Source organism: Nostoc sp. JL23 (assembly GCF_017115065.1).
In the GTDB taxonomy this organism is placed as follows: Bacteria; Cyanobacteriota; Cyanobacteriia; order Cyanobacteriales; family Nostocaceae; genus Nostoc; species Nostoc punctiforme_A.
Genome location: NZ_JABXKN010000109.1, coordinates 47043 through 60680, shown reverse-complemented (window position 1 = coordinate 60680; position 13638 = coordinate 47043). Strand labels below are relative to the sequence as shown.

Sequence of the window (13638 nt, the reverse complement as noted above, 5' to 3'; positions counted from 1 at the left end):
AATTTGCAATACTTAGGCAAAATTTTACTTTATAAAATCACATTGTGAGTTCAGTAATATTTAGGACTTACGTATAAGTGATGAAAAATTAAGGGAGTTGGGAGTAGGGGAGAAGTTGCAGAAAGTTTTTCTCCTCTGCCCCTTTCACCTCTGCCTTGTGTGCCCAATGCCTAACGGTGCTAACTTTCTGCTTCTTGCTCAGTTTCTAGAGATGCTGAAAAATAGCTATTAATCCAATTCAGTAAGGGCACTAGTGACACCAGCATACAAGCAGAGTAAAGATCGCCACCCCAACCCTCATGCAGCCATTTAAAAGACGCTTCTTGACCCGTGCCGTGAAAGAAAGTCAGTAAAGTATTACGAATGATATTGGCAATAATACTAACGATCGCAGCAAGAGATAAAAACGATATAGTTGTCCGCCGTGAAGACAAAGCATCTGTCCAATAAAGCAGCATCAAACCAACGTAGAGAGTCGTAAACAACATTTTCAGCCCTGCACAATAGGGAGCAACTTCTACAATCCGTCCTCCCACGTAGAGATTGATCTCATCTACGGTTACTTCCATACCAAATTGATTCAGTATGAAACCTGCTGTGCCAGCGATGAAGCTTTGGAGAGGCATGGTGTAGGGAGCAATAAGATAGGGTAATGCTGTTGGGGTTGCTAAAAATACTAGTAGTAGAGGGAATCCTTGTAATTGCAAACCTGCTATTCCCTTAAACCACAAGCATAGTCCTATTAATATAACGGGCAAGGAAAGGTTAACCCACTCTGTAACACCGCTAAGATAAAAAATTGCTCCTAATAACAATAAAACAGCGCCTAAAGGATTGATGGTATCTGGCAAACGTCTCCACTTTTTCCGGTTCACCCAGCCCAGATAAGCTGCAAATGGTAGACCAATAATCCCGTGGCTGAAATATTCGTGTTCTGTACTGATATTTTTGTGCAGCCAACCATCCAACCAATGTAGCAATATTGGAGCATAAAGCAGCAGCAAAACGCCTAAAATAGCTAAATTTAACAAGCCTGATGCGTTTATCTGTTTAACCTGTTGCCGGAGTGCCATGATTTTAAGTAATTCAAAAACTTTGGTTATTAGTCATTAGTCATTGGTCATTGGTCATTGGTCATTGGTCATTTGCAAAGGATAAATGACAAAGGACAAATGACAAATGTCTAATTGTTAGATGTACATTAAGTATGAATTAACTTCAGGCTACCACGCTGCCAAGGTCAGCAGCAGATAGATTATCTGCCTGATAATTTGTTGAGACTGCATTGGCGATCGCTGCTACAACTTCTTTAACTTGGCTACTCCTTAAACCAGGATACATTGGTAATGATAATATTTGCTTTGACAACTTCTCTGCTTGGGGAAAATCTCCCGGTTGATAGCCTAAGTTGGTGAATGCTGGCTGGAGATGACAAGGAATTGGGTAATGAATGCCAGTTTGAATTCCTACTGCTGTGAGTTTTTCCTGAAGTTGCTGGCGTTCTATTGGGCAAGAATCATCAATTTTAATCACATAAAGATGATAAACGTGTCCTGTATCACTTTGATTTTCTATAGGGATAATTCCAGCAGTTGCCAAGGGTGCTAGTTCCCGATCGTACTGCTGGGCAATAGTCAAGCGATCGCGATTCCACTGCGGCAAATATGGAAGTTTTTTGTGCAAAATTGCTGCTTGCAAAGTATCCAAGCGGCTATTCGTACCTGGTTCAGTATGAAAATACTTTTGCGATGCACCATAATTTCGCAAGCGCACCATCTTCTGGGCTACATCTGAATCTCGTGTCAACAGCATTCCCCCATCCCCAAATGCTCCCAAATTTTTGCTGGGATAGAAACTAAAAGCTGCTGCTATTCCTACTGAACCAGCGTAATATCCGTCTCTTTGGGCGAGATGTGCTTGGGCGGCATCTTCAAAAATTAGGAGTTTGTAGGTATCGGCAAAGTTTACAAGATCGCGTGGTGATACCATCTGACCATAGAGATGCACAGGGATAATTGCTTTAGTCTGAGGCGTAATTGCCTTTGCTGCTTCTCTTAAATCAATTAAAGCAGTTTGGCGATCGCAATCTACCAAAATTGGCTTGGCGCCAGCACGTATTACCCCAATTAAGGTTGCGATAAAAGTATTTGCGGGTAAAATCACTTCATCGCCAGCACCAATATTACACGCTTGTAATCCCAGAGCGATCGCATCTGTTCCTGATGCCACACCAACTCCATAATCTGCACCAGACGCTGCCGCAAATGCTGCTTCAAAATCTGAGAGTGCTTGCCCTAAAATAAAATCTCCCCGTTCCAATACAGATTGGATTGCATCTTGCAATTGTGTTTGAATTGGTTCATGTTGTAACTTCAGGTCTACAAAAGGAACTCTAATATTCATTTTATTCATTACCAGTCGTCCTCAAAAATATTTCCTTGTATGGAAAAAATAGAAACCCTTGTGCAATTTTCAGCGTGAAATTGTAATAGATTTAATCTATTGGATAAAGGCTGAGATCAACTATTTAGTCGGTTATGGGTAATTCAAAGTCACGCCCTATTCATTTGAGCGTCCGAAGTTGCCATCAAACTTCTCTGAAGCCGCCACTCCAACTTCTCTCAAAATTCAAAAAGCTTATGAACTAAGCTTTTCAATAATTTGGTAGTTTGCGAACTCGTAGGGATATGGTTGCTCTATTTACGTCATCCTACACTAGGATTATCATCTCTGGGTGCTAGCTGTTATCAGTAAAATGGCTACATTTAATTACACTAATATAGAAATCATTTTAAGTAAATTTACTTTGAATACCCCAGTAAAAATTTCCCCTTCTGTACATAAAGAATGACAACCTCTTTGTATTGTATCCTTAGCATTAGCTTACCCTGACTGAATCCAAATCTAACGCAGTCTGATTGCAAAATCTCAAGCAAGAAAGACTACACCAGTGCTAAATAAAGAACATTCAGCATCAGTAACTAGTAACTAGCAGACACCACATCTTGGCTTAATGGAAGGGAGAAAAAATTTTTGCCCTAAATTTGTTTGTCAGAGGCAAAATTAGGGAATGCTTAAAATAGCAATTGATAACCTAGAAATAGGACTTGGATCAATTACACGATCGAGAAATTATTAAGGTAGCAGTGGCAATGATAGAGCCTGAAAACAAATTATTTGCCCTAAAGGACGGTTGGGATTCTCATGAATCAAGAGAACAGCAACGCCTCAAAGCTTTGTCCGATTTAGGTTTGCGGCAACCAGAAACGATTCCGGTTTTTGAAGAAGCCACACAGACTGCTGCCCACTTTTTGGAAGCACCAATTTCCATATTGGGATTCGTGGATCAAGAACGCCATTGGTTCAAATCGGCGATAGGCTTATCTAGACTAGGACTAATGAATCATTTGGCACAAAGCCGCCAACTACTACGCCGGGAATCATTTTGCACTCAGGTAGTAGATAGCTTTCAAGTAGTTGTGATTAATGATACACATAAACTTACTGATCCAGTCCTTGCTAGTAGCAAGTTGGTGCAAGATTATGGTATTCGTGCTTACTTAGGAGCGCCACTAATTGATGCTGAGGGACATTGTTTGGGTGCATTGGCGGTGATGGATTTAGTCCCGCGCAATTTTACAACCCGAGACATTGAGTTTTTACAAATCATTGCTCGTTGGTGCATGAGTGAATTTGAACGTAACCGACTCTTGCAAGGGAAACTCGAATCAAGCGTTGCCAAGAATGTTCCGATATTTTCACTGAATGAGGAACGTAACACTGAAATTAAAATCACTGCATCCACTCAAGATAGCGACTCTGTTTCTACTAAGCAACTGAAGCTAGAACTTTTGAGTCAGCTAACTCAGGAGTTACGCACGCCCTTAACATCTGTACTCGGTATGGCTAGTGTTTTAGGACGTGAGATTTATGGGCCTTTGACGACAAAGCAGAGAGAATATTTGGAAATTATCCAACACAGTGGTAAGTACTTACTTTCCCTAGTAAACGAAATTACCGAACTAGGAACTATGGATGAAAACTCAACGGTGCTAAATCTAGCTCCCGTGGATATTGAAATGCTATGCCAACAAGCTATCAATACCCTAGAAGAAGTAGCTAATCGCCGCGAGCAAGATATTCGCCTGTCTATAGAACCGGGACGCAATCGCATTTGGCCTTTAGATAAAGACAAGGTGCGGCAAATGCTTTATCATCTGGTTTTCAGTGTGATTCAACTTTCGGCTACAGGTAGCATTGTTCGCATTCATGTTTCTTACAAAGAAGATACGCTCAACATTACTATTTGGGTTTCCCATCCCTGGTTAGGGGATGGCATAACAGAGGTCGATCCTTACTTCCGTCTCAATTCTTTGTCGCTGCTGGAGCTTACAGGTGAGGTAGCAACTTACAATACTCATACAGAAAGACAAGAACAACTAGATACTTCATCAGTAGCAGTAGAAAATTCCAAAAACTTGAGTGATTCCCACTCAAATTTCTTTGCTACTAGTTCAGGTATGAATTTAGCTAAATCACATGGAAGTCTTTCTCGTGAAAGCTTAGGTCTTTTATTAAGTTGTCAACTGGCAGAATTGCATGGTGGACATATTTTGATTCAAGGTTCACCAGAATCAGGATATCGTTATGTGCTTTCTTTGCCACTGCAACTAGCGACTTCCTCACAAGCAATTAGCGATGTCTAATCGTGGGGATTAGGGATGGTGGGGTCCCCTCTGGGGATAAGGGGTAATGGAGATTGGGAAAGACGTATTTTCTATGTAGATTTCATTAGTTTGTAACGTATTCTCTGTGTGCTTCTGCGCTTACCTATGCCTTTAAATTTCAACCCTCAATTCGCCACCATTTTACGTCAAGCTGTACTAAGTATATGAAGAACTATTCTTAACTTCCTATTGGCTGATGGCTAGGAATAAGAGCGCCATCACGCGATGTGCAATCTCTGTTATTACCTTTTTATAGCTATAGGCATTATGATCAATTCCAAGTTCTGCGTCGGCAGGCTAATTGATCGCAATGTTTTTTATGAATTTAGTCTGGCAACGATTTACTCTATCAACTTTACCGCTCAAAGAATATCTTGCTACCAGTTATGTACACCGCTCTCTGGTGGGACTGCTAAGTTCTTGGCGGCAAACTAGCGTCTTGCTCCAGTGGGGAGATGCGATCGCAGCGGCTTTACTCAGCTTAATATATGCTCTAGCACCTTTTGCTTCCAGTACGTTGGTGGGTTTTTTGCTGGTGGCTTGTGTCGGATTTTGGCTGTTGTTAACTTTATCTGATGAAGTAACGCCAGCAAATATCTCGTCGTCAGTCACTCCCATTCACTTGCTGGTACTGCTCTACTGGGGAGTTGCCGCAATCGCAACAGCATTATCACCAGTGAAAAAGGTGGCACTTAACGACTTGGGAACCTTGACCTTGTATTTGCTACTATTTACCCTTTGTGCCAGGGTATTAAGGTCGCCTCGCCTCCGTTCTTGGATTATCATCCTTTATCTGCACGTATCGTTAATTGTTAGTGTATATGGGTTGCGGCAATGGTTTTTTGGAGCCACAGCACTGGCTACTTGGGTTGATCCAGAATCTCCTATGTCTAAGACTACAAGAGTCTACAGTTATTTAGGCAATCCCAACTTATTGGCTGGATACCTCTTACCAGCAGTAATTTTTAGCTTAATGGCAATTTTTGTATGGCAAAGTTGGCCTAAAAAAGCTCTTGCATTAACAATGCTAATTGTCAATATTTCCTGCCTGATTCTGACTTTTAGTCGTGGTGGTTGGATTGGACTAGTGGTGGCAGTGTTAGCTGTGATGGCATTGCTAGTTTACTGGAAAAGCGTGGAAATGCCTCGTTTTTGGCGTACTTGGTCAATACCGATTGTTTTAGGAGGTTTGATCGGCGTATTGGTGCTAGCAGTGATATTTGTAGAGCCAGTGCGGCTGCGAGTCTTTAGTATTTTTGCCGACCGTAAGGATAGCAGTAATAATTTTCGCCGAAATGTGTGGGATGCTGTTTTTGAAATGATTCGCGATCGCCCGATTTTCGGCATTGGTCCTGGTCACGGCTCTTTTAATAAAGTTTATCCCCTCTACCAACGCCCTCGTTACACTGCTTTGAGCGCCTATTCGATATTGTTTGAAGTGACTGTAGAAACTGGCTTTGTTGGTTTAGCCTGCTTTCTCTGGCTACTAATTGTCACATTTAATACGGCACTTTTGCAAGTGCGACGATTGCGACAAATCAGAAGTGTAGAGGGATTTTGGTTAATCGGAGCGATCGCTATTTTGTTGGGTATGCTAGCTCACGGTACTGTAGATACTGTCTGGTATCGTCCTGAAGTCAATACCCTTTGGTGGCTCATCGTTGCCTTAATTGCCAGCTACTGGACACCTTTAGCTCAAAACCAGACAAATACAACTAACTCAGAACCAGCAGTAAATTAACATAAATAAGTTGTCAGTTGTTTTCTTACCGTACAACTGACAACTTTTGAATTTTCTATGAATAAACTTTGAGTTGTCTAATCTCTGTAGGTAGTAGCATTTGGGGCATTAGGGTCGCGATAAGCTACAGGTTCGCGATCGCTCTTTTTGCCAGCCAACCCGCCTAGACCGAATAAACCAAGTAATCCTAGCCAACCCCAATCAAAATCGTTGCGATCGTCAGTAGTCGTTGTTGGAGCAGTAGTAGTGGCTCCGGTGTCATTAGTTGTCTGAGCTTGTGCAGATAGAGTTAAAGGTAAAATTCCCATACTCAAGGTGAGAACGCCAGCGCCAACAGCTGTAATGAAATTACTTTTCATAAGTTGTAAAAGTTCCTGATGCTATCCGAAGTTACTCACCACTCTATCGGTTCTCAACCTTAACAAAATCAATCTGCGGCTAGAAACTCGGCATTTTTATAACTCACGCTGTGGATATACAACATGATTTTAACAGTAATCGATTTCTCATTCTAGTATGGTAGTTTGACCACACGTTACCCTTAATAACTTTTCATTGCCCGTTGAATGTCACGCTGGTCTTGGCGCCGTTTCAGATCTTCTCGCTTATCGTGGAGCTTTTTACCTTTGCCAAGGGCTATACTCACTTTTAGCCAGCCTCGTTTGAGATACATTTTCAAAGGGATTAAAGTTAAACCCTGCTGTTCGACTTTGCCAATTAGCTTACGGAGTTCTTGACGATGCAATAGTAGCTTGCGTGTACGCCGTGGTTCATGATTAAAATATTGTCCACTAGCGTTGTAAGGCGAGATATGCACATTGATCAGCCATGCTTCGCCATTGCGAAGCAAAGCATAGCCATCTTGGAGATTGACTTTCCCCGCACGAATCGACTTCACCTCTGTTCCTGTCAACTCAATTCCAGCTTCGTAAGTTTCTAGAATTTCATACAAATAACGGGCTTGACGGTTGTCGCAAATAACTTTGTAACCTTCGTTCTTGTCGCTCATTGATAATTTTGTGTGCTTTAAATGTACCTAAAAAATTATTTGGATTGGCTTGTGAATTATACGGTGTATCTTAGAACCGCTATAAATGGTGAACTGTATATCACTAATTTAGCTTTTCTAAGTTCACAATTAAGCTTTTCTGACAACTTTAAGTTAGCTGATAGCGATTACCTCTGAGGTTTCATAGAACAAGTTGCTTGAGCAACTTGTGTTACCAAGCCTGATTTTGTGCAGTTTCACAAATAGGACTTACACATCAAGTAGAGGCAATACCCTTGGTAAGCCGCTTGTACGAAAGCCTCCGCGTAACTTTCTTTTTTGCGTTTAGATGAATTGCCCTCACTCCCTTTTTGCATAAATCCTGAAAAATAATTGGTATGACGCTAATGAATGAACATTCACTCTCCTTAATTGATGAGTTGTTACAAATTACAAAGCTCTCTATGCCTCCTAAGCACAGGGAGTCTAAGGTGGTTACACTTCGTTAACCTTCCTAATGATTTAAGATTTCCTTTATAAATAAACCCTGAGAGCAGTCATTAGCTGGTAATCCTGTCATAGTATGAAACATAAGAACACTATTATTGTCTGTGTTCACTAACGGAGTATATCAAAGCAAATTTCTGGGTAAAAAAATGCTAGGGGTGTATTATCCATGCCCTTGACGATCCTTGTAGTGGATGATGATTTGGGCACTCGTCTGTCTGTTAGCGACTATCTTGAACTGTCTGGCTACTCAGTGATCACGGCTAATGACGGTCAAGAGGCTTTGTTTATGGTGGATGAGTATCATCCTGATTTGATTGTCACGGATATTGTTATGCCACGGATGAATGGCTATGAACTGGTGCGCCGGGTGCGTCAACAACCAGTGTTTCGTTTATTGCCTGTAATTTTATTAACGGCACGCATTAAGACCCAAGAAAGAATTCTGGGCTACCAGTCAGGGTGTGATTTATATTTACCCAAGCCTTTTGAACTGGAAGAGTTAGCAGCAGCAATCCGCAATCTTTTGGAGCGATCGCAAATTATCCAATCAGAGTATCGTTTTTCTCATAAAGATAGTTTGGGCATTTCCGGCTTGACAAAAGCGGGGGATGCCCAAAATTCTCTGTCCACTCAAATTCAGAAATCCCATCTGCACTCAGCCCTAACTCACAGAGAACAGGAAGTCTTAGAGTTATTGACTCATGGTCTTTCTAATGCCGAAATGGGTCATCAGCTACACCTGAGTCCTCGAACTGTGGAAAAGTACGTTAGCAGTTTATTGAGAAAAACCTCAACCAGCAACCGCGCGGAATTAGTGCGTTTTGCGATGAAGCATGGTCTGGTGGAATAAAAGTTAGGAGTTAAAAGTGAGGAGTGAGGAATTAAAACTCCTAACTCCTAACTCATAACTCTTCACTTTTAACTTTTGTGAGCAGACCTTCACAAGCATCGATCAGTAAATCAATAACCTGATTAAATCCCTCTTGACCACCGTAATAGGGATCTGGAACTTCCTTTAGAGTGTGTCGAGAGCAAAACTCGCACATCAAACGCACTTTATGCTGATATTGCTTAGTTTGATCGAGAGTGAGAATGTTCTCATAATTTTCTCGATCCATAGCCAAAATCAAATCAAAGTCTTGAAAGTCTGACTTTTGAAACTGGCGTGCTCGACCACGCAGTTTAATTCCCAACTTAGCAGCCGCCGCAGAACTCATGCGTCTGTCAGGTGAGCTACCAACGTGATAGCTAGATGTACCAGCAGAGTCACAGAGGATGCGATCGCTCAAGCCAGCCTGCTCAATTAGATGATTCATGATGTTTTCTGCCGATGGCGATCGGCAGATATTACCTAAGCAGACAAACAGCAACTTATAAGGCATAGATATACTTTGTCCTTTGTCAATAGTCATTTGCCTTTTGTCCTTTGTCCTTTGTCTTTTGACTAATGACCAATGACTAATGACTAATGACTAATGACTAAAATCCAGGTAACTCCAACCCACTGGTTAATTCTTCCATACGTTCCCGCATTGTTGCTGTGGACTTGTTGTAGGCTTCTTTCATTGCCACTGTTACAAGATCAGAAAGTACTTCTGCACCTTCTGCTAAAGCATCTGGAGAAATTTCCACTCGCTTGGGTTCTTGGTTCCCACTGACAATTACCTTCACCAGACCACCGCCAGATTCTCCTTGAATCTCCATTTGCTCCAATTCTTCTTGGAGTCGCTTTGCGCCTTCTTGAACTTGCTGCGCTTTCTTAAAAGCTTCGGCTAATTCTTTCATTTTTCCTAAGCCAAAGCCGAATCCCTGTCCTTTTCCTGTCATAATTATTTGTACGCGTGTGCGTTGAATAACAAATCAAATTCAATTATAGATGCGGTAAGTAATTTGACTCTTTTTTTACCAATAATTAATGCGTCATAGAGTTGAGAGTAGGGAGTAGGGTATTGGACATTGGTTCTTATATTCTTCTACCTCATCTCCCCATTCCCCATTCTTTATCCACAAGCACCTTGAAACTCTCCGAGCATTTTGACTTCTGGCTCTAAATTAATAGACCAACGTTCTTGTACTTGATGTTGGATGTGGCGAATGAGACAGAAGATATCACTAGCTTTTGCTCCACCACGATTAACGATAAAATTAGCATGTAGTAGTGCTACTTGTGCTCCACCAATTTGGTAGCCTTTTAGACCAGTTTGTTCAATTAACCAGCCAGCACTGTAAGGCTTGGGATTGCGAAACACACTGCCACAACTGGGGAAGTTGTATGGTTGAGTGCTTAACCGATGCTTTTTGTGTTCTTTGGTAATTGCCACAACTTTGGCTGGGTCTGCACCTGGCGCAAGTTGTAAGGTGGCTTGGGTGACTATGCGATCGCCACCTTGCAATAATGAAGTCCGGTAGCTATAACCTAACTGTTCCGGGGTAAGAGTTTCCAACGTACCATCGGGTGAAAGTACCTGGGCGCTAACTAACATATCTGCGATACAGCTATTATGTGCCCCTGCGTTCATCACCACGGCGCCTCCTGCTGTTCCGGGGATACCAACAGCCCACTCCAATCCTTGCCACCCTAATTCTGCTGCCGCCCATGCCAAGCTGGGAATTGATTCTCCGGCAGCAACGGTTAATTGACCGGTTTGGGGATCAAAGTGGTTGAAGCGGAGATGACGAGTAGCAATAACTAAGCCTGATATACCACCATCGCTTACCAGCAAGTTAGAACCTGCTCCCAACGTTGTCACTTTTAAATTACGTTCTTTTGCGTATTTAAGACTTGCTTGCAGTGCTTCTAAGTTTCGGGGGGCAACGTATAAATCAGCTGCTCCCCCAACTCTATAGGAAGTAAATGCTGACAAAGAAGCCTGGGACTTGATCGCACAATCAGTACTGGGTAAGTAAATTACTTCGCTCTCCACTGAATTAGCTGTTTGCTGTTTCTTTGTATTCAAAGCAGAAACTGTGCAGACGTTTCCAGCTGCCTGGGAAATGGTCATCTTTACTTTATTTTGGTAAAATTTTTACATTAATCTACCGTAAATATACGGTAATAGAGTTCACAGATGAAACCGTTGCGAGAGGAGCGCTTTGCTCAGAAATAAAACTTCGCAAAGTTTCCACTTAGGATGTGGCTTTAGCCGGCTCACAAAGTGTCGTAATTACTTCAGGAATCACCTGGTTCAAATTTCCAGCGCCTAAAAACAGCGCCAAGTCTCCTGGGCGTAGTGTTTGTAGCAAGTACTCACACACTGCTGGTAAAGTTGGTTGATAAACTACCTGCGAATGCTGTTTAGCAATTTCCGCCGTTAGACGTTCACCACTAATTTGCCCTAAATTAGGTTCGCCTGCACTGTAAATATCAGTCAACACCACCAAATCAGCATGGGTAAAAGACTCGGCAAATTCATTTAAAAAGGTCAGTGTACGGCTATAGCGATGGGGTTGGAAGATAGCAACCACTCTTTGCCCTGGTCTTGCCTGTAAACGGGCTGCGGCGAGAGTAACGCGAATCTCACTAGGGTGATGAGCATAGTCATCAATGAAGGTAATGCCATTGACTTCACCTCGGAACTCAAAGCGTCGTCTTGCTCCTTCGAAGGTGGCGATACCTTTGGCAATTGCTCCAAATTCTAAGCCCAAAGCGCGACCAACAGCGACTGCGGCTAGGGCATTGCTGAGATTGTGCCGACTGAGCAACCGCAACTTTAACACGCCCAAAGCTGTACCTCTTTCCCAAACCAAAGCCGTGGTACCATCAGCACGATAATCAATATTGGTGACGGTGTAATCAGCGTCGGTATCTGAGTGTAAACTGTAGCTGATTGTGGGTTGCAAGCGATCGCGCACTGTCGCACAGTCAATGCTACCTATTAACGTTTTACAACCCTTAGCAAATGTCTGGAAGATGTCAATAACTTCTTCTAATGTATCGTAGTGGTCAGGGTGATCGAGTTCAATATTGGTGATGATACCAATTTCGGGAGCGTGTTTTACCAGAGAACCATCTGATTCATCTGCTTCGGCTACTAAATATTGGCTTTGTCCCAATCGAGCATTACCTTCCCAAGCATTGACTTCGCCACCGACTAAAATCGTTGGGTCTAGACCCGCTTCCAGAAGCATATAGCCAATCATACTACTGGTTGTAGTTTTGCCGTGTGTTCCTGCCACTGCAATACTGTAGTAATCGGCAATTAAAGCTGCTAGTACATCTGAACGATGTAAAACTGGACAACCTAATTCCAGCGCTGCTTTGTATTCTAAATTATTAGTGTTAATTGCTGTTGAACAAATGACTTGAGGCAGTTTTGACTTAGTATCAGCAGATAATTGTTCTTGTGAATTTAATACTACTGGATTAGCCAATACCTGAGGGTGAAAGAATTCGAGATTGCTTGCCTCTTGTTTACTAAAAATATGAGCACCGATAGATTCCAACTTGTGCGTAATGTGGTTAGGACGAAGATCCGAACCTGACACTGGAAATTGACGCTTTGCAAGAACGTATGCCAGAGCAGACATACCTATGCCACCGATGCCAATAAAATGAAATGGTCTACCACTAAAATCTACAGAATTAGTCATTTATTGCTCCTCTTACACCACACCACACCATAATCACAAATGACACGCGTATCATAACAGGAATTTGATTTTTACCGTAACTACTCCTGTATCATGTTCATGTTTGATGCCCAAATGATGTTTCTGCTCTGGTTTTCCTGGTTGAGAATGATTTTACCTTGGTTGGAGGTTTTTGCTATTTCTGAACTGTTCTTAAGATTATTCTGAAAATTTTGGCCGCATCGGGAAAGAAATTCTTGTAATGTCAAATACATATTTTTGGCTACCTTACTGGAATTGGCTACATAATACATTGTTTAGTGAAACTAAATTGAAATTGCATCAAGTCTAGGCGTGAATTGAGTACAATAGTACATTGGTAATGAAACTATTTTTCAATTGCATATAACCCAGGCTTATCTGGATGCAGCAACTAGCAATTTTTGGTGGCACATTCGATCCAATTCATTGGGGACACCTGCTCGTAGCCGAGACAGCTTTGCATCAAGTATCCCTTGAAAAGGTTATTTGGGTACCAACCCTAAATCCTCCTCACAAAGAAGCAGCTTTGTTTGAGCATCGTCTGCAAATGCTGCAATTAGCAATAAAAGATAACCCAGCATTTACTGTCTCACTAGTGGAGACTAATCGCTCTGGGACTTCTTATGCCATTAACACCCTGATTGACTTATCTGCTTGTTACCCAAATACTCACTGGTACTGGATTGTGGGCTTGGATACTTTCCAAACCTTACCCGGTTGGTACCGAGGACACGAATTAGCACAAATGTGTGATTGGTTAATCGCACCCCGACAGCTAAGTGGTGAGACTATAACTCAAAGCAAATTAATCTGCAAGCAAGTGGAGCAACAACTCAAGGAGGAGTCTGCGATCATTAACTGGCAACTCTTGAATATACCTTTAGTAGGGGTTTCGTCAAGTCTAATTCGCAAATTTTGCCGCGATCGCCAGTCAATTCGTTATTTAGTCCCGGAATCGGTCAGATCATATATCACTAACAACAATCTCTACTCTTACAAATCTGAATAAATTATGTGTTTTTTTATTGATCTAACACTTTATGGTTAAAAGTGCCCCCCCC

Annotated in this window: 12 protein-coding genes; 4 read left to right on the top strand and 8 right to left on the bottom strand. The window is 42.0% G+C overall.

The genetic code is table 11. From position 1 onward, the window contains the following. Nucleotides 1-179: 179 nt before the first annotated feature. Both crtB and HWQ42_RS22220 read right to left on the bottom strand, forming a co-directional pair. Nucleotides 180-1073 (bottom strand): cyanoexosortase B, encoded by an 894-nt coding sequence (gene crtB, locus HWQ42_RS22225; protein ID WP_292816183.1) that lies wholly within the window; start codon nt 1071-1073, stop codon nt 180-182. A gap of 145 nt (nt 1074-1218) precedes the next feature. After that, a complete protein-coding gene (locus HWQ42_RS22220; protein WP_292734755.1) occupies nt 1219-2412 on the bottom strand; it encodes a DegT/DnrJ/EryC1/StrS aminotransferase family protein in 1194 nt (397 codons plus the stop codon). Between the two features lie 740 nt (nt 2413-3152). Between HWQ42_RS22220 and HWQ42_RS22215 the strand changes: the two genes are divergently transcribed. After that, entirely contained in the window at nt 3153-4706 is a 1554-nt protein-coding gene (locus HWQ42_RS22215; protein ID WP_292816267.1) for a GAF domain-containing sensor histidine kinase, read from the top strand. Between the two features lie 340 nt (nt 4707-5046). After that, nucleotides 5047-6468, top strand: a complete 1422-nt coding sequence (locus HWQ42_RS22210) for an IctB family putative bicarbonate transporter (RefSeq protein ID WP_292816181.1) — start codon at nt 5047-5049, stop codon at nt 6466-6468. 77 nt (nt 6469-6545) lie between these two features. On the opposite strand, the gene HWQ42_RS22205 is transcribed toward HWQ42_RS22210, so the two are convergent. Further along, a complete protein-coding gene (locus HWQ42_RS22205; RefSeq protein WP_292734749.1) occupies nt 6546-6827 on the bottom strand; it encodes a WGxxGxxG family protein in 282 nt (93 codons plus the stop codon). A 182-nt stretch (nt 6828-7009) separates the two neighbouring features. Beyond that, on the bottom strand, nt 7010-7477 hold the full coding sequence (gene smpB, locus HWQ42_RS22200; protein WP_094349892.1) for an SsrA-binding protein SmpB: 468 nt from the start codon (nt 7475-7477) through the stop codon (nt 7010-7012). Nucleotides 7478-8132: 655 nt separating this feature from the next. On the opposite strand from smpB, the gene HWQ42_RS22195 reads away from it, so the two are divergent. Then, nucleotides 8133-8816, top strand: coding sequence for a response regulator transcription factor (locus HWQ42_RS22195; RefSeq protein ID WP_292816180.1), 684 nt, complete (start codon nt 8133-8135; stop codon nt 8814-8816). A 52-nt stretch (nt 8817-8868) separates the two neighbouring features. Here HWQ42_RS22195 and HWQ42_RS22190 read toward each other — a convergent pair whose 3' ends face one another. The 4 genes from HWQ42_RS22190 to murC form a co-directional block, all read right to left on the bottom strand. Further along, nucleotides 8869-9348: a low molecular weight protein-tyrosine-phosphatase gene (locus HWQ42_RS22190; RefSeq protein WP_292816266.1), complete on the bottom strand. Its 480-nt coding sequence runs from the start codon at nt 9346-9348 to the stop codon at nt 8869-8871. A 97-nt stretch (nt 9349-9445) separates the two neighbouring features. Next, complete coding sequence (locus HWQ42_RS22185; protein ID WP_099100025.1) at nt 9446-9793, bottom strand: YbaB/EbfC family nucleoid-associated protein; 348 nt, start codon at nt 9791-9793, stop codon at nt 9446-9448. A gap of 173 nt (nt 9794-9966) precedes the next feature. Then, nucleotides 9967-10968: a UDP-N-acetylmuramate dehydrogenase gene (gene murB / locus HWQ42_RS22180; protein ID WP_292734740.1), complete on the bottom strand. Its 1002-nt coding sequence runs from the start codon at nt 10966-10968 to the stop codon at nt 9967-9969. Between the two features lie 124 nt (nt 10969-11092). Beyond that, nucleotides 11093-12556, bottom strand: coding sequence for a UDP-N-acetylmuramate--L-alanine ligase (gene murC / locus HWQ42_RS22175; RefSeq protein WP_292734738.1), 1464 nt, complete (start codon nt 12554-12556; stop codon nt 11093-11095). 403 nt (nt 12557-12959) lie between these two features. Here murC and nadD point away from each other — a divergent pair, with 403 nt between their 5' ends. Beyond that, entirely contained in the window at nt 12960-13586 is a 627-nt protein-coding gene (gene nadD, locus HWQ42_RS22170; RefSeq protein ID WP_292816178.1) for a nicotinate (nicotinamide) nucleotide adenylyltransferase, read from the top strand. Nucleotides 13587-13638 lie beyond the last annotated feature (52 nt).

Bases quoted from the DNA above. Each gene is read 5' to 3' on its own strand.
- HWQ42_RS22205 (WP_292734749.1), bottom strand. From the start codon at position 6,827: ATGAAAAGTAATTTCATTACAGCTGTTGGCGCTGGCGTTCTCACCTTG.
- crtB (WP_292816183.1), bottom strand. From the start codon at position 1,073: ATGGCACTCCGGCAACAGGTTAAACAGATAAACGCATCAGGCTTGTTA.
- HWQ42_RS22185 (WP_099100025.1), bottom strand. From the start codon at position 9,793: ATGACAGGAAAAGGACAGGGATTCGGCTTTGGCTTAGGAAAAATGAAA.
- smpB (WP_094349892.1), bottom strand. From the start codon at position 7,477: ATGAGCGACAAGAACGAAGGTTACAAAGTTATTTGCGACAACCGTCAA.
- HWQ42_RS22215 (WP_292816267.1), top strand. From the start codon at position 3,153: ATGATAGAGCCTGAAAACAAATTATTTGCCCTAAAGGACGGTTGGGAT.
- HWQ42_RS22210 (WP_292816181.1), top strand. From the start codon at position 5,047: ATGAATTTAGTCTGGCAACGATTTACTCTATCAACTTTACCGCTCAAA.
- HWQ42_RS22195 (WP_292816180.1), top strand. From the start codon at position 8,133: ATGCCCTTGACGATCCTTGTAGTGGATGATGATTTGGGCACTCGTCTG.
- nadD (WP_292816178.1), top strand. From the start codon at position 12,960: ATGCAGCAACTAGCAATTTTTGGTGGCACATTCGATCCAATTCATTGG.
- murC (WP_292734738.1), bottom strand. From the start codon at position 12,556: ATGACTAATTCTGTAGATTTTAGTGGTAGACCATTTCATTTTATTGGC.
- HWQ42_RS22220 (WP_292734755.1), bottom strand. From the start codon at position 2,412: ATGAATAAAATGAATATTAGAGTTCCTTTTGTAGACCTGAAGTTACAA.
- murB (WP_292734740.1), bottom strand. From the start codon at position 10,968: ATGACCATTTCCCAGGCAGCTGGAAACGTCTGCACAGTTTCTGCTTTG.
- HWQ42_RS22190 (WP_292816266.1), bottom strand. From the start codon at position 9,348: ATGCCTTATAAGTTGCTGTTTGTCTGCTTAGGTAATATCTGCCGATCG.